At 64.0% G+C, this 19131-nt stretch carries 17 protein-coding genes; 11 read left to right on the forward strand and 6 right to left on the reverse strand.

Annotated features, from left to right (window positions below):
* From glyS to ACGYLA_RS13175, 7 genes are all read left to right on the forward strand, one after another.
* The coding region (gene glyS, locus ACGYLA_RS13145) for a glycine--tRNA ligase subunit beta (protein ID WP_394433030.1) at positions 1 to 1578 on the forward strand (1578 nt) is incomplete at its 5' end.
* A gap of 74 nt (positions 1579 to 1652) precedes the next feature.
* A complete protein-coding gene (gene ppdK / locus ACGYLA_RS13150; protein ID WP_394412025.1) occupies positions 1653 to 4190 on the forward strand; it encodes a pyruvate, phosphate dikinase in 2538 nt (845 codons plus the stop codon).
* Positions 4191 to 4319: 129 nt separating this feature from the next.
* Complete coding sequence (locus ACGYLA_RS13155; protein ID WP_067262593.1) at positions 4320 to 4961, forward strand: cell wall hydrolase; 642 nt, start codon at positions 4320 to 4322, stop codon at positions 4959 to 4961.
* 106 nt (positions 4962 to 5067) lie between these two features.
* Positions 5068 to 5994 (forward strand): dihydroneopterin aldolase, encoded by a 927-nt coding sequence (locus ACGYLA_RS13160; protein ID WP_394433032.1) that lies wholly within the window; start codon positions 5068 to 5070, stop codon positions 5992 to 5994.
* Entirely contained in the window at positions 5994 to 7001 is a 1008-nt protein-coding gene (gene folP, locus ACGYLA_RS13165; protein WP_394433034.1) for a dihydropteroate synthase, read from the forward strand. Before ACGYLA_RS13160 ends, folP begins: the two co-directional genes overlap by 1 nt.
* 2 nt (positions 7002 to 7003) lie before the next feature.
* Positions 7004 to 8353: a phosphoglucosamine mutase gene (glmM, locus tag ACGYLA_RS13170; RefSeq protein ID WP_394433036.1), complete on the forward strand. Its 1350-nt coding sequence runs from the start codon at positions 7004 to 7006 to the stop codon at positions 8351 to 8353.
* 60 nt (positions 8354 to 8413) lie between these two features.
* A complete protein-coding gene (locus ACGYLA_RS13175) occupies positions 8414 to 8905 on the forward strand; it encodes a hypothetical protein (RefSeq protein WP_394433038.1) in 492 nt (163 codons plus the stop codon).
* 42 nt (positions 8906 to 8947) lie between these two features.
* On the opposite strand, the gene ACGYLA_RS13180 is transcribed toward ACGYLA_RS13175, so the two are convergent.
* On the reverse strand, positions 8948 to 9868 hold the full coding sequence (locus tag ACGYLA_RS13180) for a DMT family transporter (RefSeq protein ID WP_394433041.1): 921 nt from the start codon (positions 9866 to 9868) through the stop codon (positions 8948 to 8950).
* A 76-nt stretch (positions 9869 to 9944) separates the two neighbouring features.
* Positions 9945 to 10967: a ketol-acid reductoisomerase gene (gene ilvC / locus ACGYLA_RS13185; protein ID WP_168611968.1), complete on the reverse strand. Its 1023-nt coding sequence runs from the start codon at positions 10965 to 10967 to the stop codon at positions 9945 to 9947.
* A 134-nt stretch (positions 10968 to 11101) separates the two neighbouring features.
* Between ilvC and ACGYLA_RS13190 the strand changes: the two genes are divergently transcribed.
* The 3 genes from ACGYLA_RS13190 to ACGYLA_RS13200 all read left to right on the forward strand — a co-directional run bounded on the left by ACGYLA_RS13190 (position 11102) and on the right by ACGYLA_RS13200 (position 13196).
* Positions 11102 to 11557, forward strand: a complete 456-nt coding sequence (locus ACGYLA_RS13190) for an Lrp/AsnC family transcriptional regulator (RefSeq protein WP_394433043.1) — start codon at positions 11102 to 11104, stop codon at positions 11555 to 11557.
* Positions 11554 to 12009 carry an Lrp/AsnC family transcriptional regulator gene (locus tag ACGYLA_RS13195; RefSeq protein ID WP_394433045.1) on the forward strand — a complete coding sequence of 152 codons (456 nt, stop codon included), beginning with the start codon at positions 11554 to 11556 and terminating at the stop codon, positions 12007 to 12009. The genes ACGYLA_RS13190 and ACGYLA_RS13195 overlap by 4 nt, the downstream gene beginning before the upstream one ends.
* 62 nt (positions 12010 to 12071) lie before the next feature.
* Positions 12072 to 13196: an aminotransferase class V-fold PLP-dependent enzyme gene (locus ACGYLA_RS13200; protein WP_394433047.1), complete on the forward strand. Its 1125-nt coding sequence runs from the start codon at positions 12072 to 12074 to the stop codon at positions 13194 to 13196.
* Between the two features lie 18 nt (positions 13197 to 13214).
* Here the strand turns inward: ACGYLA_RS13200 and ACGYLA_RS13205 are convergent, their stop codons facing one another.
* Positions 13215 to 14414 carry a UbiH/UbiF family hydroxylase gene (locus ACGYLA_RS13205; protein WP_394433049.1) on the reverse strand — a complete coding sequence of 400 codons (1200 nt, stop codon included), beginning with the start codon at positions 14412 to 14414 and terminating at the stop codon, positions 13215 to 13217.
* The gene (locus ACGYLA_RS13210; RefSeq protein ID WP_394433154.1) at positions 14414 to 15061 is read right to left on the reverse strand and encodes a pyrimidine 5'-nucleotidase; all 648 of its coding nucleotides are present in this window, start codon (positions 15059 to 15061) and stop codon (positions 14414 to 14416) included. The genes ACGYLA_RS13205 and ACGYLA_RS13210 overlap by 1 nt, the downstream gene beginning before the upstream one ends.
* 101 nt (positions 15062 to 15162) lie before the next feature.
* Here ACGYLA_RS13210 and ACGYLA_RS13215 point away from each other — a divergent pair, with 101 nt between their 5' ends.
* Complete coding sequence (locus tag ACGYLA_RS13215) at positions 15163 to 15816, forward strand: GntR family transcriptional regulator (protein WP_209217897.1); 654 nt, start codon at positions 15163 to 15165, stop codon at positions 15814 to 15816.
* Here ACGYLA_RS13215 and ACGYLA_RS13220 read toward each other — a convergent pair.
* Positions 15767 to 17710 (reverse strand): glycosyltransferase family 2 protein, encoded by a 1944-nt coding sequence (locus ACGYLA_RS13220; RefSeq protein ID WP_394433051.1) that lies wholly within the window; start codon positions 17708 to 17710, stop codon positions 15767 to 15769. The two genes, ACGYLA_RS13215 and ACGYLA_RS13220, sit on opposite strands and share 50 nt — an antisense overlap.
* 93 nt (positions 17711 to 17803) lie before the next feature.
* Positions 17804 to 18964 carry a glutamine-hydrolyzing carbamoyl-phosphate synthase small subunit gene (gene carA, locus ACGYLA_RS13225; protein WP_271693360.1) on the reverse strand — a complete coding sequence of 387 codons (1161 nt, stop codon included), beginning with the start codon at positions 18962 to 18964 and terminating at the stop codon, positions 17804 to 17806.
* Positions 18965 to 19131: the final 167 nt, after the last annotated feature.

The following is a 19131-nucleotide window of genomic DNA, read 5'->3' on the forward strand; positions in this document are numbered from 1 at the left end:
ACCATCGACGGGATCACCGCCGGGAACACCACGCGCGGGCACCGTTTCCTCGCCCCCGACGAGATCGAAGTCGCGGGCTTCGAGGATTATCAGGACAAGCTCAGCCGAGCCTTTGTCGTGCTCGACCCCGCCGCGCGCGCCGATACGATCTGGCATGACGCCACCAACATGGCCTTTGCCGCCGGGCTGGAAGTGGTTGAGGATGCAGGGCTTCTGGCCGAGGTCGCGGGACTCGTGGAATATCCCGTCGTCCTGATGGGCCGCATCGGCCAGGATTTCCTCGGCCTGCCGCCGGAAGTGCTGCAGACCTCGATGAAGGAGCATCAGAAGTTCTTCTCGGTCCGCAATCCGAAGTCGGGGCAGATCGAGCGATTCATCACCGTCGCCAACCGCACCACCGCTGACGAGGGCGCCACGATCCTCGCGGGCAATGAAAAGGTGCTGGGCGCGCGGCTGTCGGACGCCAAGTTCTTCTGGGACAATGACCTGCGCACAGTCACCACCGGCGCGGGCATGGAGACTTGGGTGAAGGCGCTGGAAAACGTGACCTTCCATAACAAACTGGGTACGCAGGCCGAGTTGATCGACCGCATGGCGACGCTCTCGCGCGAATTGGCGCCGCTGGTTGGCGCGGACGCTGACGAGGCCGAGAAGGCTGCTCGCGTCGCCAAGGCCGACCTCAGCTCCGAGATGGTCTACGAATTCCCCGAGTTGCAGGGCCTGATGGGCAGCTACTACGCGCGCAAGGCGGGGATGTCGGATGCCGTCGCAGACGCCGCCAAAGACCATTACGCGCCGCTCGGGCCATCCGATGATGTGCCGACGGCGCCTGTGTCAATTGCCGTGGCTTTGGCCGAGAAGATCGACAAGCTCACCGGCTTCTGGGCCATCGACGAAAAGCCCACCGGCAGCAAGGACCCCTTTGCGCTGCGTCGTGCGGCCTTGGGCGTGATCCGGATTCTGGTGGAGAATGATGTGTCGCTGTCGCTGAACGACGTGCTGGGCCAAAGCGCCGAGATCGTCGGAGAGCGTGACGCAGGCCGGGCTGACACTGCCGACATTCTGGGCTTCATCCACGACCGCCTCAAAGTCTACCTGCGCGACCAAGGCATCCGCCATGACGTCATAGACGCCTGCATCGCCATGCAGGGCAGCGATGACCTCACGCTGCTGGTCAAACGCGCCCGTGCCCTGTCGGAAACGCTCAAAACCGACGATGGCGAAAACCTGATCCAAGGCTTCAAACGCGCCAACAACATCCTCAGCCAAGCCGAAGAGGCCGACGGCGTGGAATACTCCTTTGGCGCCGACCCGAAGTTTGCCGAGACGGAGGCCGAGAAAGACCTCTTCGCCGCACTCGACAAGGCAGAGGCCAAGATCACCCCTGCAATGGCGGCGCAGGATTTCTCGACCGCGATGGCGGCCATGGCGGAATTGCGCGGGCCGATCGATGCCTTCTTTGAGGCGGTACAGGTCAACGCCGAGAACCCCACGGTGCGGCGCAACCGGCTTAATCTGCTGAGCCGCATCCGCACGATCTGTAGCGCCGTGGCGGATTTGACCAAACTGGACGGCTGACCCCAGAGGGGGCGAGATCCCTTGCCCCTTCAGCCTCAACCCCTATGCTGCACCGGAACGATTAAGGTGCCGCAGTGCAGAACGATCCCCATACCACGCTGGTGACCCCCACCGCGCCGATTGCCAATACCACCCACGGCGGGCGGGCCAAATGCCTGCAACGTCTCGTGCGGCTCGACCTGCCGGTGCCGCGCACCATCGCGCTGTCCTTTGACGCGGTGCAGCAGATCGCGCGGGGCCAGATGCCCGACGTGCAGGCGGTGGTCGATCAGTTCCCGAAAGGTGCGCTGCTTTGCGTGCGGCCCTCCAGCCAAGACCCCGATTGGGGCGGGCCGGGGGCGGTGTTGAACATTGGGATTAACGACGCGCTCTTCGAAAGCTACGCGGGCAGCATTGGCGAAGGGCCAGCGGCGGCGCTTTATTCGCGTTTCGTGCAGTCCTACGCGGTCAATGTGGCCCGTCTCGACCCGGATATGTTCGACGATGTGAATGGAGATGGCCGCGCGGCGCTGATGGAATCCCTGCGCGCCTATGAGGCCGAGACCGAAGAGCGTTTCCCCCAAGACCCGGCAACGCAACTGGCCGCCGTGCTGCGCTCCATGGCGCGGGCGTGGAACGGCACCTCGGCGCGGCTGCTGCGGCAGGCCAAGGGCGCGCCTGCGGATGCGGGGCTGGGGCTGGTGGTGCAAGAGATGGCCTTTGGCGTGGGGCAGGGGCAATGCGGCTCGGGCGTGTTGCAACTGGTCGACAGCGACACCGGCCTGCCGCAGATCACCGGGCGCTATCTGAGCCAAAGCCAAGGCCGCGATGCGCTCGAAGGCGATGCGGCGGCGATGTATCTCACCCGTGATCCGCGCGGGCCATCGCTTGAAGAATTGGTGCCCGAAGCCTTTGCCGAGTTGAAGGATCACGCGGCGCTGATGCGCAAGAGGCTGCGGGCCGAGATGCAGGTCGAATTCGTGATCGATCAGGGCAAGCTGCATATCTTGGACGGCGTGAAGGTCGCGCGGTCCTCCCGGGCTGCGGTGCGGATCGCCGTGGCGCTGGCCGATGAGGGGATCATCAGCCGCGAAGAGGCGCTCATGCGGGTGCAGCCGCGCACGCTGTCGGAACTGCTGCACCGCCAAGTCGACCCAAGCGCCAAGCGGGACGTGATCGGCCGCGGCATCGCCGCCAGCCCCGGCGCAGCCACCGGGCGGATCGTCTTTTCCGCCAGCGACGCGCAGGCCAGCGCCGCGCGGGGGGAGCCTTGCATCCTCGTCCGGCGTGAGACGTCGCCCGAGGATATTCGCGGCATGCATGCCGCCGCCGCCGTGCTGACTGAACGCGGCGGCATCACCAGCCATGCGGCGGTGATCGGGCGCGGCATGGGGCTGCCTTGCGTGGTTGGTGCCTCGAACATGCGCTTTGTGGTGACCCAACGGCAGATCATCGCCCCCGACGGGCGGGTCTTTGTCGAAGGGGATCAGGTCACCGTCGATGGCTCCACCGGGCAGGTATTGGCCGGGGCTGCCAAGATGCAGGAGGCCGCGCTTGACGATACCTTCAACCGCCTGATGGGCTGGGCCGAGGATGTGGCCGATATCGGCATTCGCGCCAATGCTGATACGCCGACCGACGCGCAAACCGCGCGCAACTTCAACGCCCATGGCATCGGCCTGTGCCGGACCGAGCATATGTTCTTCGAGCCGGGCCGCCTCACCGTGATGCGCGAGATGATCTTTGCCGAAAGCGGCGAGGACCGTCGCGCCGTGCTGGAACGTCTGTTGCCCATGCAGCGCGAGGATTTCACCCAGCTGTTCCGCATCATGCAGGGGCAGCCGGTCTGCATCCGCCTGTTCGACCCGCCGTTGCACGAATTCCTGCCCTCCGACAAAGCCGGGCAGCGCGAATTGGCCGAGGCGCTTGGCCTGCAAATGTCCGACGTGACGCGCCGCGTGGCGGCGATGACGGAATATAACCCGATGCTGGGCCTGCGCGGCGTGCGTTTGGGGGTCACGGTGCCCGAGATCTATGAGATGCAGGCACGCGCCATTTTCGAGGCCACTATTGAGGCCAGCCGCGATGGCGAGCCGGTGGTGCCCGAGATCATGATCCCGCTGGTCAGCGCCCGGCGCGAGGTGGAACTGGTGAAAGCCAGCGTTGATGCCGTGGCCGCCGCTGTGCGCAGCGAGCGTGACGCGAGCTTTACCTACCGCCTTGGCGTCATGGTGGAGACCCCGCGCGCCTGTCTGCGCGCCGATGATATCGCGCCGCATTGCGCCTTCCTCAGCTTCGGGACCAACGACCTGACGCAGATGACCTACGGTCTCTCGCGCGACGACGCGGGCCGCTTCATGTCGAACTACGTCCAGCAGGGGGTCTATCCAGAGGATCCCTTCCATGTGCTCGACACCGATGGGGTCGGCGAATTGCTGCAACTCGGGGCAGAAAGAGGACGCAAGGCGCAGCCTGGAATCACCCTTTCCATCTGTGGGGAGCATGGCGGTAACCCCGAATCCATCGCGTTTTGCCGCGAATCGGGGTTCGATTATGTTTCCTGTTCGCCATTTCGCGTACCAGTTGCACGTCTGGCCGCCGCCCAACTCGCCATTGCCCACAAGATCGGGTAGGGGCGGCGGGCTCCAGCCCAATTTATACCATAATTCGGCGAGTTTCTGCACATAACGTCTGGTTGGGTTTACCGCCGGGAACCTTTTGGCTATCCGCCCCGCAGCCCTAACAATGATGCGAGGCGCATAATGCGTTTTATCCGGTCGATCTCTTTTGCTCTTTCCATGGCGCTGTGCAGCAGCCCGCTGGCGGTTCAGGCCAGCTCTGAAAGTGCGAGCGATCTTGCGCAGATTGAAATTCAAGGTCTGAAGTCCGCCGGTGCGGCGCGGCTTCAGGAGATGGTCGCACAGCCCGTGTCGGCCAGCGAGACAGATGTGAAATTCTCCACGGCTTGGATCGACAGCCAGCCCAAGGCCGAAGGCAACGCCGAGTTGCAGTGCCTTGCCGAAGCGCTCTATTTTGAGGCGCGCGGTGAGACGGTCAAAGGCCAGTTCGCCGTGGCCGAAGTGATCATGAACCGGGTGAAATCCGCCCGTTTCCCCGGCACGCTCTGTGGCGTGATCAATCAAGGGACGGGGCGCAAGTATCAGTGCCAGTTCACCTACACCTGCGACGGCCACAAAGAGGTCATCAACGAGCCGCGTGCCTTTGCCCGTGTTTCAAAAGTCGCGCGTGCGATCATCGACGGCAGCGCGCCCAAGCTGACCAACGGCGCGACGCACTACCACACCACCGCAGTGAACCCCAACTGGGCGCGGGTCTATACCAAGACCGCGCGGATCGGGCAGCATCTTTTCTATCGCCACACATGGAAGACCGCCTCGAACTGAGGGGCGGGATGTGCCTTCGGGTGCTGGCCTGCCGCCGGTGGGCCTGCTAAATGTGCATCGAAGCGCCCCCGGTGGGGCCATTACCCTGATCCGATAGGCGCTGCCGATGTCCGACGACGAAATTCGACTTGCCTTTGCCCACCCTTCCGAGCGGGCAGAGACGATGGCCGGCCCCGAGCCGCGTGATCGTATCTCGCTCCGCGATCACATCGTCGAGGTCGAGATCGGCGCTTTTCAGGCCGAGCGGGACGTCACCCAGCGGGTCTGTTTCAACGTGGTGGTCGAGGTGGCCCCCCTGACGGGGGTGGTCGACGATGATGTGGACCGCATCCTTTCCTACGACCGCGTGACCGAGGCTATCGCTGCCGAGCTTGCCGCCGAACGGCTCAACCTCTTGGAGACACTGGCCGAACGGGTGGCCGACCGTATCTTGATTGAGCCGCAGGCGATGCGGGTCTTCGTGCGGATCGAAAAGCTCGACCGTGGCCCCGGTGCGCTTGGGGTCGAGATCGTCCGCGCGCGGGAGGAGGCGGCAGCGCATGACGCGGCCCAAAAGGCCCCGCAGCCGCGCGTGGTATACCTCTCCAATGCGGCGATTGCCTCGACGCGTTTGCCGAGATGGTTGGATCAATTGGAAGCGGCGGCGGAGCCGGTGATCCTTTGCGTTGGCCCCCCGGACATTGCCGTGCCACAGGCCGAGGATGAGAAAGCGCAGCGCCACATCGACCTCTTGGCGATCGAACAGAACGCTTGGTTGCTTTCAACCCGCGATCCGCGGGGCGCGGTGGTCGGCAGCCGGACGGAGTTAGACTGGGCGATGAAGAACGGCCAGATCAGCATCTGGGCGCCTGCGCGAATCGTGCTCGACGCAGTGGACGGCCCCGCCGCCCCGCCAAGCGCGGCACCCGCCCTAGCCGCATGGTTCGCGGAGAGTTCATCGGCCTGCGAATTGGTCTTGATCGGCGCGGAGCGGTCCGAGGGCGCGAAACTGCCGCTACGTCTGCTTGACGTCGACAGCGCGGAGATCGTTTGATGGCCGAGTACCATCGCCCCTTGGTTCAGATCGGCCCCGCACGGCCCGAAGGCGCGCTAACCCTCGCGAGCGGTTGGGGCTGGTTCACCCATGTTGAGCTCTTGTCGCGGGGGCAGACGCCGCGCGTGATCCCGGCAGATGCGCTCTCCACCGCCGCGCGCGATGCCCTCACCACGCCGCGCCCGGCCATCGCGGGGTTAAGTTTCGACCGCCCCCGCGTGATGGGCATCCTCAATGCCACGCCTGACAGTTTCTCCGACGGGGGCCGCCATGTAGACCCGCAGGTCGCGGTCGCCGCGGGGGTGGCGATGCGGGCGGCGGGAGTTGATATGCTCGACATCGGCGGGGAATCCACCCGCCCGGGTGCGGAGACCGTGCCGGAGGAGGAAGAAATCGCGCGTGTTCGACCGGTGATCGAAGGGCTGCGGGCGGCCGGGGAAGGGGCGATCAGCATCGACACCCGCAAAGCTGCTGTGGCCGAAGCCGCCGTGGCGGCGGGGGCGGATCTGGTCAATGACGTGGCGGGGCTGACCTTTGACCCGGCGCTTGCGCCCTTCTGCGCGGCGCGGGGGCTGCCGGTCTGTGTGATGCACGCCCAAGGCGGCCCGGCCACGATGCAGCGCGACCCGCGCTATGATGACGTGCTGCTCGACGTCTATGACTATCTGGCCGAGCGGATCGCGGCGCTTGAGGCGCAGGGCATACCGCGCGAAAATATCATCGCCGATCCGGGCATTGGCTTTGGCAAGACGCTGGAACACAACCTTGCGCTGCTTGCGCGGCTGAGCCTGTTCCACAGCCTCGGGGTGCCGATCTTGCTCGGTGCGTCGCGCAAACGTTTCATCGGCACGATCGGCGGCGGCGCGGCGGGGGAAGATCGCGCGCCCGGCTCTATCGCGGTGGCCCTGGCGGCACTGAACCACGGGGTCCAAGTCTTACGCGTTCACGATGTGGCGCAAACCATTCAATCCATTTTACTTTATCGTTCGGCACTGGCAGGAAAATAGATATGACAAAGCTTTTTGGTACAGACGGCGTGCGGGGCACCGCCAATATTCACCCCATGACCGCCGACATGGCGCTGCGTATCGGTGCCGCCGTCGGGCGCTATTTCCGGCGTGAGAAAAGCGGCGTGCACCGTGTGGTCATCGGCAAAGACACGCGCCTGTCAGGCTATATGTTCGAAAACGCGCTGACTGCGGGCCTCACCAGCACCGGCATGAACGTGTTGCTGCTGGGGCCGGTGCCGACACCGGCGGTGGGGCTTTTGACGCGCTCCATGCGGGCCGATCTGGGGGTGATGATCTCTGCCAGCCACAACCCGGCCAGCGACAATGGCATCAAGTTCTTCGGCCCGGATGGGTTCAAACTCTCCGATCAGGTCGAGCAGGAAATCGAAGCGTTGGTCGCCGAGGGGGTCGAGCCATCGGCGCCGGATCAGATTGGCCGGGCCAAGCGGATCGACGACAGCCGATTTCGCTATATCGAACGGGTCAAATCCTCCTTCCCGCGGCAGATGCGTCTCGATGGGCTCAAGGTGGTGATCGACTGCGCCCATGGCGCGGCCTACCATGTGGCGCCGATGGCGCTGTGGGAATTGGGCGCGAATGTGATCCCCGTGGGCGTGGACCCGAACGGGTTCAACATCAACGATGGCTGCGGTTCCACCCAGCCGCAATCGGCGGCGGAGGCCGTGGTGGCCAATGGCGCCGATGTGGGCATCTGCCTTGATGGCGACGCTGACCGGGTGATCCTGATCGATCAGAATGGCCGCATCGGCGACGGCGATCAGTTCATGGCGCTGATGGCCGCGCGTTGGGCCGAAGAGGAGCGTCTTGCGGGCAAGGCGCTCGTCGCTACGGTGATGAGCAATCTGGGGCTGGAGCGTTTTCTGAATGACCGCGGTGTGCGGCTGGAGCGGACCGGCGTCGGCGACCGCTATGTGGTGGAGCGGATGCGCGATGGGGGCTTCAACCTCGGGGGGGAGCAGTCGGGCCATATCGTGATGACCGACTATGCGACCACGGGCGACGGGCTGATGGCTGGGATGCAGTTTCTGGCCGAGATGGTACGCTCGGGCAAACCTGCCTCGGAACTGCTCTACCAATTCGACCCGGTCCCGCAGCTGCTGAAAAACGTGCGCTTCTCCGCCGGGCAGGCCCCGCTGGAAGACGCGCAGGTCAAAGCCGCCATCGCGCAGGCAGAGGCCGATCTGGCGCAGGGTGGGCGGCTGTTGATCCGCAAATCGGGCACGGAACCCTTGGTGCGCGTCATGGCCGAACATGAGGACGCGGCGCTGATGGAGCGTGCCGTCGACAGCGTGGTCGAGGCGGTGGGTAGGGTGGTCGCTACAATTTAAGGTTGATCGGCATTGGTCGGCGTGCATAGTTTGATGGTTTAACTTTATAGGATTTCCACAATGCGCTTTTCGCTGACTTTCTGCGCCACCCTGTTTCTCGCCGTCCCTGCATTTGCCGATATGAAGGCGCAAGTTCTCGCGCCGTGGAATGGCAAGACTGTCCCCGCCGGACAGCAATGCACCCTGTTCGGCGGTAAGGGGATGACACCGCCCTTTCAGGTCACCGGTCTTCCCACCGGGACCGCGATGGTCGTGGTCGAGTTCAATGACCGTAGTTATGGCCCTCTGTCCTCCGGCGGTGGGCATGGGACAATCGGCTATAACGTAAAGGGCAGTAGCGCCAAATTGCCCGCGGTTCCGGGGCTGACCGCGAAAATGCCGCGTGGCGTGCGGGTCATCAAAGCGGCAAGGGGGACGGGCGACTACCGCTCTGCCGGTTATCTGCCACCCTGTTCAGGGGGAAAGGGCAACAGTTATGAGGCCGTGGTGAAGGCCGTCAATGGTGCCGGAAAAGTTACTGCAAAGACCAAGATGGCCTTAGGACGCTACTGATCCGACGGGTTCGCGGGCGCGTTCGTCGGCCGCGAGCCTACCTCAGCTTCCCCGGAACAACCGTTTCAGCGCGCCGTATTGGCTGAGCCCGACCCCCGCAAGGATCAGCGCCATCGCGTAAAGCAACGACATTGGCAGCGGCTCTGACAGCACCAGCGCGCCCAGCAGGACCGACCAGACCGGCACTTGGTAATTCACCAAGGACATGAAGACCGGCCCCGCGGTGCGCACCACATAGACCCGAAGGAAGGCCGCGCCCGCGGTTGGGATTAGGCCGAGAAAGGCCAAAACGGCGAGTATTTTAGGCGCGGGCAGGGATGGCGCGCCCTCGCTGAGGAAGGCTGCGGGCAGCATCACCGCGGCGCCGATCAGCATCAGCACCGTCCCGAGCCCGATCGGATCAACCGAAGGCAGCCGCCGCATGAGGATTGAGCTTACCGCATAACAAGAGGCCGCGGCGACGCAGGCCATACGCCCTGCCGTCTCCATCGCAGCGCCGGTGCTTTCAAAGGCTTGCCCGCCGATCAACACGACGACGCCGATGAAACCGATGACAAAGCCGCCGACCTTGCGCGGGGTCATGCGCTCCCCCGGCAGCAGGAAATGGGCCATGGGTAGGACGATCAGTGCGACAGAAGCCATGGTCACCCCGGCAAAGCCCGAGGTCACATATTGCTGCCCCCATGCGAGCAGCGAAAAGGGCAGGGCCGAGCTGATGATGCCGATGGTCACCAGCACGAGGATGTCGGAGGCAGAGGGGCGCGCGGTGAAAAGCGCGAACCCCCGCAGGGCCCAGAGCGCCAGCATCACCACCGCCGCCAACCCGATCCGCGAGGCGGCGAGCCAGAAGGGCGTGATCCCGGTGAGCGCCACTTCGGTAAAAAGAAAGGTGCCCCCCCAAACAAACCCCAAAAGGGCGATCAGCAGCCAGCTTGTCAGCGTGATTTGAGGCGTGGTGTTCATCGGGGCTCCGGCGTAAAGGCAAAGACCCCGGCGCGAGGCCGGGGTCGATGTCGTCTTATCTTTGGGGAGATTTGGCTCAGTTCTTGGCCTTGTCCACCATCTTGCCTGCGGAAATCCACGGCATCATCTCACGCAGCTTCTCGCCGACCTGTTCGATGCGGTGCTCGTCGTTGATGCGACGGGTCGCTTTGAACGAAGGCTGGCCAACAGCGTTTTCTTGCATGAAGTCACGCACGAATTTGCCGTTCTGGATGTCGGTCAGCACGTCTTTCATGCGCTTCTTGGTCTCGTCGTAGGGCAGAATGCGGGGGCCGGAGACATATTCGCCGTATTCCGCGGTGTTCGAGATCGAGTAGTTCATGTTGGCGATGCCGCCTTCATAGATCAGGTCGACGATCAGCTTCACTTCGTGCAGACATTCGAAATAGGCCATCTCAGGGGCGTAGCCGGCTTCGACCAGCGTCTCGAAGCCCATGCGGATCAGTTCAACCAGACCGCCGCAGAGCACGGCCTGCTCGCCGAAGAGGTCGGTTTCACATTCCTCGCGGAAGTTGGTCTCGATGATGCCAGAGCGGCCACCGCCGATGGCGGAGCAGTAGGAGAGGCCGATTTCCAGCGCCTTGCCGGAGGCGTCTTTGTCGACGGCCACGAGGCAGGGCACGCCGCCGCCTTTGGTGTATTCGCCGCGCACGGTGTGGCCGGGGCCTTTGGGGGCCATCATGATCACGTCGACGCCTTCTTTCGGCTCGATCAGGCCGAAGTGGACGTTCAGACCGTGGGCGAAGGCAATGGCGGCACCCTCGCGGATGTTGTCATGCACGTATTTCTTGTAAGTTTCAGCCTGAAGTTCATCGGGCATGGTGAACATGATCAGGTCGGCCCAAGCGGCGGCTTCGGCGATGCCCATGACCTTGAGGCCTTCGCCCTCGGCCTTGGCGGCGGAAGCGGAGCCTTCGCGCAGGGCGACGACGAGGTTCTTGGCACCGGAATCGCGCAGGTTCAGCGCGTGGGCGTGGCCTTGGGAGCCATAGCCGAGGATCGCCACCTTCTTGTCCTTGATGAGGTTCACGTCGCAGTCGCGGTCGTAGTAAACGCGCATGATCTTGTCCTTTGGTTTGTCTCGTTCTGGGTCTCACCATAGCGAAGTCGCGCGCAGTAGCCATTGTCATCGCAGAGGTATTTGTGAAAGGATGAAGATAGTTATTCGTGGTATCGCTCTAAAACGGAAAAATCATGCTTGATGATCTGGATCGCCGTATTCTACGGTATTGGCAGGCGGAGCCGAGTCTCAGCCCCGGGGAATTGGCGGAGCGGTGCAATATCACCTCCGGCAAAGCGGCGCGGCGGATTGCGCGGCTGCAAGATCAGGGGATCGTGCAGGGCAGCGGGGTGGTGATCGATTGGGCGGCGCTTGGCTATGCTTTGGAAGTGTCCTTGCGGGTGACCTTGGACAAAACGCAGGCGAATGCTTTTGATGTCTTCATGGCACAGGCGCGCCAGGTGCCTGAGGTGATCGAGTTGCAGACCTTTTTGGGGCGGGTCGATCTGCGGCTGTCGATCATTGCGCGGGACATGGGGCATTATCAGCAGATTTACCGCAGTCGCATCCTGACCCTGCCGCATATCGCTGAGATCGAGGCGTTGATGCATGTGGCGCGGATCAAGACGCAGGAGGGGCTGCCGCTGTGATCGAGCTTGATGACATTGACCGCGCCTTGCTGCAGGCGCTGGCGCGGGACGCCAATCAAAGTGCCAGTGCCTTGGGGCGGCGGTTTGGTCTGTCGCAGCCTGCGACATGGCGGCGGATCAAACGGCTGGAGGAGGGCGGCGCGATTGCCGGGCGGCGGTTGCGCTTGAATGCAGAGGCTTTGGGCTTTGGTGTCACGGTGTTTCTGGGCATCAAGCTGGCCACGCGCGGGCGGGTCAGTTTGGAGGATTTCGAGCGGGCGGTTTCGGCCATTCCCGAGGTGCAGACGGTGGAACATGTTTTGGGACTGTTCGACTATCGTCTGCGGGTCGTGGCGCGGGACCTGCCGGATTTCGAACGTGTTCTCAGGCGGCGGATCATGACCCTGCCCGGCGCGGGGGAGGTGGAGGCGAATGTGCTGTTAAGCGAAGAGCGCCTGCCGGGGCCGCTTTAGCCGCATTTGCCTTTTGCCGTGGCGGGCCATATGCCTTTGCTTCGAATGATGGAGGAAGAACAATGGCATTGCTCGACACGGTAGACCCTTCGGGGCTTGATGAATTCAGCGTGGTCTTTACCGACCGGTCGCTCAACCACATGTCGGCGGAGTTTCAGCAGGTCATGCGCGACCTCTCGACCTGGCTGGGTGAGGTGTATAACGCCGATGCCGTGGCGCTGGTGCCCGGTGGCGGCACCTATGCGATGGAGGCCGTGGCGCGGCAGTTCGCGCGGGGGCAGGATGTGCTGGTGGTGCGCAACGGCTGGTTCTCTTACCGCTGGAGCCAGATCATCGAGAGTGCCGATCTGACCAATAGTGCCGAGGTGATGAAGGCGCGGATGCAGGGCAATGCCAGCCCCGCGCCCTTTGCGCCCGCCCCGATCGACGAGGTCACCGCCGCGATCCGCGCGCAGAAGCCGCAGGTGGTGTTTGCGCCGCATGTGGAGACAAGCTCGGGCATGATCCTGCCGGATGACTATATCAAGGAAATGGCCACGGCGGCCCATGAGGTGGGCGCGCTGATGGTGTTGGATTGCATCGCCTCGGGCTGTGTCTGGGTGGATATGAAGGCGCTTGGGGTCGATGTGCTGATCTCGGCCCCGCAGAAGGGGTGGAGTGCCTCGCCCTCGGCCGGTTTGGTGATGTTGTCGGCGCGGGCCGAGGCGCGGCTGAATGAGACCACCTCGGACAGTTTCGCCATCGATCTGCGCAAGTGGCGCGACATTATGAAGGCCTATGAGGCGGGCGGTCATGCCTATCATGCCACCATGCCGACGGACGCGCTGCGCGTGTTCCGCGATACGGTGAGAGAGACGCGGGACTATGGGTTCGACCGGCTGAAAGAGGCGCAGTGGCGTTTGGGCGAAGCGGTGCGTCAGGCCTTGGCCGACCGCGGCGTGACATCGGTCGCCGCAGAGGGGTTCGCCGCGCCGGGGGTGGTTGTGTGCTATACCGCCGATCCCGATGTGCAAAACGGCAAGGCTTTCGCCGCCCATGGCATGCAGATCGCCGCCGGGGTGCCGTTGCAGGTGGGGGAGCCGGATGATTTCCGCACCTTCCGTCTGGGGCTGTTCGGATTGGACAAGCTCTATGACGTCGACGCGACTGTGGCGCGGCTGACGGCGGTGTTGGACGAGGTTCTGTAAGACCCTCTGCGCCGCGGTTCAGCGGCGCAGGCCCAGCCCCATTTGCATCAGCATTTTGCGCACCGGGGGCAGGGCGTAAAGCGCGTTGAGCCCCGCCGCGCGCGCGTCTCGGGCAAGCGGGCTGCTGGCTTGGCTGGCGCGGTTCAGCAAGTCGATGCCCCGGACCCTGAGCGCGATATCGGCGTGGCGGGCCTTGTGATAGGCCTCCAGCATCTCGGCATCGCCGAGGCGTTCTGGCGCGGCGCGGGCGAGCTCCAGCAGAGTCGCCATATCGGTCAGCGACATATTCAACCCCTGTGCCCCGATGGGGGGCAGCACATGGGCGGCTTCCGCCACGAGAGCCAGCCGTTCGGCAGAAAGACATTTGGCCTCTTGGCTGATGATGGGCCAGAGGGCGCGGGGGCTGGCGAGGGTGAGCGGGCCGAAGAGATTGGCCGACCGGGCGGTCGCCTCGGCCTCAAAGGCGGCGGGATCGAGCGTGGCGCGGGCTTGGGTTGCGGGCCCATCGTCCATCCAGACCACGGCGGAACAGGGCATGCCGTCGCGATCGGGTAGGGGCACGAGGGTGAAGGGCCCGCCCGAGCGGTGTACCTCGGTCGAGACATTTTCATGCGGGATCGGGTGTGTCACGCAGAAGGCCAGTGCCTTTTGCCCGTAGCGGCGGGTGTTGACCTCGATCCCCGCGGCCTCGCGCATCGGGCTATTGCGCCCGTCGGCGGCGATCACCAGCCGGGTTCTGATCCGGCTGCCATCGCTCAGCCCGACACGCGCTTCGCTTTGGCGGGTGAAAAGCGTGGTGGTGCCGGTGCCGGGGCGGAAATCGACGCTAGGCAATTCGTTCAGCCGGGTCAGGATTTCGCGCCGCAGCAGCCAATTGGGAAAGTTCCAGCCGAAGGGTGCGTCAGAGATATCGGCGGCGTCGAACTCGCGGGTCACCCGCGGCGTCGGGTCTTCGCCGCCCGCATCGACGATCCGCATGATTTGCAGGGCGGCGGCATGGGGGGCAAGACGGTCCCAAAGACCGGCGTCTTCTAAGAGCAGACGCGCCGGTTGCAGCAGCGCGGTGGAGCGCATGTCCGCCCCCTTGGCGGCGCCATCGGTGACGGGCGGGGTGGGGTCGACGCAGATCACATCGAAGCCCGCCGCGCCAAAGGCCGCCGCCGCGGTCAGCCCGGCGATGCCGCCACCGGAAATCAGAATATCGCAATCGAAGGTCATCAGCCCGCCACCCGTGTTAAGAATTCGCAAAGATCTTGCGTATGGTAGTGGATGTGATCGCCTTCGCCACGTTCCGGGGCCACATGCACCGTGCGCATCCCCAAAGCGTGGGGCGCGGCGAGGTTGCGCGGATCATCCTCGAACATGGCGGCGTAGGCGGTCTGGAACCCGTCGATGCCAAAGACCTTATCATAGGCGGCGGCTTCGGGTTTGGGCAGGAAATCAGCGTGTTCGACACCATAGACCGCGTCGAAAAGCCCCGAAAGGCCGCGGGCCTCAAGTACCCGTTCGGCGTAGGGCGCGCAGCCGTTGGTGTAGACGATACGCCGCCCCGGCAGCACGCGAATGGCCTGAGCGAGCAGCGGGTCGGGGGTGAGCCGATCCATCGGAATGTCATGCACCTCGGTCAGGTAGGGGCCGGGGTCGACGCCGTGTTCGCGCATCAAGCCGGCCAGCGTGGTGCCGTATGTCTGCCAATAATGCTGGCGCAGGTGGTTGGCCTCGGCGCGGTCGACCTTGATCGCGCGCATCACCCAATCGACCATACGCGCTTCGATCAGGTCGAAAAGCCGCGCCTCGGGCGGGTAAAGCGTTTGGTCGAGGTCGAAGACCCAAGTGGTGACATGAGAAAAAGCATCGCGCGGCATGGCGCAGAGGTAGGCCGAGACGCGCAGCCGCGCAAGCCCTGCCGGGTTGCGCAAATGGTCGCGGTGAGTAAGGTGGCGCAACTTTCAAGGACTGATAGCTGATGCCCGACCCCAAGACCGGCCCGACCGACGCCTATTCGATGATTCTGGAGGCCATCGACATTGGCACCTATCGCCCTGGTGACCGCTTGGTGGAGAGCGAATTGGCCGAGCGTTTCGGCGTCTCGCGAACGCCGATCCGTGAGGCATTACAACGGCTTGAGACGCAATCCTTGCTGATGCGTGACGGGCGTAGCCTGATCGTGGCCTCGCTGGATCACAACCAGATGGCCGAGCTTTACGTCGTCCGGGGCGAGCTGGAGGGGCTGGCCGCGCGTCTGGCCGCGCGCCATGCCACCGCCGAGGAGGTGCGCGTGCTGCGCGAGATGGTGGATGCCGACAACGCGCTGGCGGGCAATCCCAACGCGCTGGCACGGGCGAACAAACGGTTTCACAAGCAGATCCATCTGGCGTCGCACAACCGCTATTTGGTGCAGCAGCTTGATCTCGTGCATCGCTCCATGGCCTTGATGGCGACCTCATCCCTCGCGGTGGAGGGGCGGGGGGAGATTGCGCAGGCCGAACATAACCGCATCGTGGAGATGATCGAAGCCCGCGATGAGGATGGCGCGGATGAGGCGCTGCGCACGCATATCTCCGTCGCCTTCATGACGCGTTTGAAGCAGGAAGCGGCCCGGCGCGAGGATGATTTTTGAGCCTTTTGCGGGGTTTTACATAGCGCGGCAGAGTATGCCCATGGGCGGTTTTGTCCCAGAAATGTGGGCTGCGATAGAGCTCAATCAGCGCTTTGGCGGCGGCCAAGGCGCCAAATCCGAGGTAGAGCGGGCAGGTGATGACCCAAGGCAGTAGATGCCGTTGACCCCGGTTTGAGACCGCGATGGTGGCGGCGCAGAAGTTCAGCATTTCCGACATAATGAACAGCGCGAAGATCGCCGTCAGGACGGGTGGCGCAAGCCAGTCCGTGACCGGGTGATACAGCCCGAAAAAACTCAGCCACAGCGACCAGAGAAGTGGCGCGAGGGCGAATTGTGAAACCGTGGCGAGAAAGATCGCCTGCACGCCGATGAACCGCAGGGGGCCGAGGTCTTTCAGCAGGGCGCGCGGTCTTTGCATATGGACCGCCCAAGTGATGAGATATCCCTTCAGCCAACGGGATCGTTGCCGCACCCAAGGCCAGGGGCGGCAATTGGCCTCTTCAAAAGTGGTGGTGCGCATCAGTTCGGTCACATAGCCGCGCCGCGCCAGCCGGAGGCCCAGATCGGCATCCTCGGTCACGTTATGGGCGTCCCAAGCGCCGAGCCGTTCGAGGATGTCGCGCCGGAAAAACAGCGTGGTGCCGCCCAGCGGGACGACCAGCCCCAGCCGGGCCACGCCCGGTAGGATCACCCGCCACCAAGTCGCATACTCGATCGCAAAACAGCGGGCCATCCAATTGCCGCGGCTGTTGTAGAAATCCAGAACCCCCTGCAAACAAGCGGTATTTTCGGGCGCGTTGTGAAAGCGGGTGACAATCTGTTCGATCTGGTCCGGCTCCGGCGCATCCTCCGCATCCCAAACGCCGATAATGCTGCCGCGGCAGAAATTGAGCGCGTAATTCAGCGCGCGGGGTTTGGTTTTAAGCGCGCCGGCATCGGGCACTTCGATCGCGCTGATCCATGGCGGCAAGGGTGTGCGTGCGATGGTCGCTCGGGTGAGCTTGTCACTCGCTTCGAGGACCAGAACCACCTCCAGCAGCGATTTCGGGTAGGTGAGCCGCGAAAGCCGCGCGATCAGCGCCTGCGCGATCTCTTCCTCATGCAGCAAGGGCACGAGGACCGAGACACGGGGCAGGCGAAATCCCTTAATCTCTGCGGCATTCGGCGGCGACCGTGGGGGCTTGGGCCGGGTGAGAGAGGCCCAAAGGGCCGCGGCTTTGAGTCCGCTGGCTAGCAGCAGAGTGAGCGCGCCACAGAGGAGAGCGATCGTAAGGAGGGCGGAGGGGAAAAGCACCAATAGCGCAAAGAGCGACAGCAGAATACCCCGCAGCGCAAACCGCCGTTTCCAGCTGCGCACGCCCCAGTTTCGACAGCTTTCTGCATCCGCCACGCGGGTGACGGCATGTTCCGCCAGTTCCGCGGCATAGAGCCTGCCGATCTGGGTCTGCACCTGCCGGGGGTCGGCGACGACCAGCACCAAAGTTTTCCCCCGCTCCCCCAAGGCGTTGCAAAGGTGAGGAAAATCCGCGGGGCGACCGCTGGCCACGAAAAGCCGGTCCCCCAGTTCTAGCCATGGCACGGCACCGAATTGCAGACAGAGACGCGCGGGTATCCGAGCCGCAAGACGTTGATCGCAGGGGCTGCGGGTCAAGTCGACAGGTTGGGCGCCATATTGCCGGGCAAGCGCTTTGACGATGTCATCGGGGGCGACCAAGCCTTCGGTGGCCAGAACTTCGCCCAGAGGGGCGTCGATGCGGCGCTGTAGGTCAAGCCCGTGCAGCAGATCGCGCGGGCCGATGACCCCCGCGGCGATCAAATGTTGGCCCAACCGCATCCGGCGGGCGGGCGCGGTGGCCATCCGCGGCGCTGAGAGTTTCAGGCGAAGGTTGCTCATTCCGTGCCCCATCGAGGTTCCGGAATGAGACTGGCAGGCGACCGTTAATCGAGAGTTAAAAGCCGCCTGTGCAATCAGTGCATGTAGAAAATTTTACGCGCTGCGCTCGGCCATCGCTTCGCTGAACCGTTCGAACAGGTAGTAGCTGTCTTGCGGGCCGGGGCTGGCTTCGGGGTGGTGCTGGACCGACCAGATCGGGCGGCCATCGACGCGGATGCCACAGTTCGACCCGTCAAAGAGCGAGACATGCGTCTCGCGCACGCCCTCGGGCAGGGATTGCCCGTCGACCGCGAAACCGTGGTTCATCGAGGTGATCTCGACCTTGCCGGTGTCGTAATCCTTGACCGGGTGGTTGGCGCCGTGGTGGCCGTGACTCATCTTGACCGTGGTCGCGCCGAGGGCCAGTGCAAGCATCTGGTGGCCAAGACAAATGCCAAAGACCGGCAGATCGGTTTTGTCCAGAACCTCGCGGATCATCGGCACGGCATAGGCGCCCGTCGCCGCCGGATCACCCGGACCGTTGGAGAGGAAGACGCCATCGGGCTCATGGGCCATGATGTCGTCATAGGTCGCGGTGGCAGGCAGCACGGTGACATCGCAGCCCGCAGAAGCGAGGCAGCGCAGGATGTTGCGTTTCGCGCCATAGTCCACGGCGACGACCTTGTGCTTGGCTTCTGTTTGCGGCGCGTAGCCGTCGGGCCATGCCCACCGCATTTCGTTCCAGCGATAGGTCTGGGCGCAGGTCACGTCCTTGGCCAGATCCATCCCTTCGAGCCCGGCAAAATCGCGCGCGGCGGCGACCAGCGCTTCGATGTCGAAGTTACCATCCGGGTCGTGGGCGAGGGCGGCGTGCGGCGCACCTTGCTGGCGGATTGCGCGGGTCAGGCGGCGGGTGTCGACACCGCCGATGGCGATGCGCCCGCGCGACGCCAGCCAATCCGACAGCGGCTGAATGTTGCGCCAGCTGCTGGGCGTGGTGGGCATCCATTTGACGACCATGCCCGCAGCGACCGGATCGCCCGTCTCATCATCTTCGGGATTGGTGCCCACATTGCCGATATGCGGGAAGGTGAAGGTCACGATCTGGCCCGCATAGGACGGGTCGGTCATGATCTCTTGGTAGCCGGTCATCGCGGTGTTGAAGCACAACTCCGCCACGGTCTGGCCGGTCGCGCCAAACCCCATGCCGTAGAAAATCGATCCATCCGCAAGGGCAAGGCAGGCGGTTGGGCGTGGGCGAGCGGGCGCGGACATGGGGCAGTCTCCGGGCAGAAAGGGGCGGGTAAACGGGTGGCAACCTAATCCCGCGCGGGCGCGGGGTCAATAGGCGGAGGGAAATGAGATATCGTTTCAGAACAGGGGTTTACCTGTGGTCGCCCCCCATTGCTCCGCAGCGAGAGAGCCGCTAAGCTGCGACCCTT

It is taken from the genome of Sulfitobacter sp. 1A13679, from assembly GCF_043557115.1.
GTDB classification, from domain to species: Bacteria; Pseudomonadota; Alphaproteobacteria; order Rhodobacterales; family Rhodobacteraceae; genus Sulfitobacter; species Sulfitobacter faviae.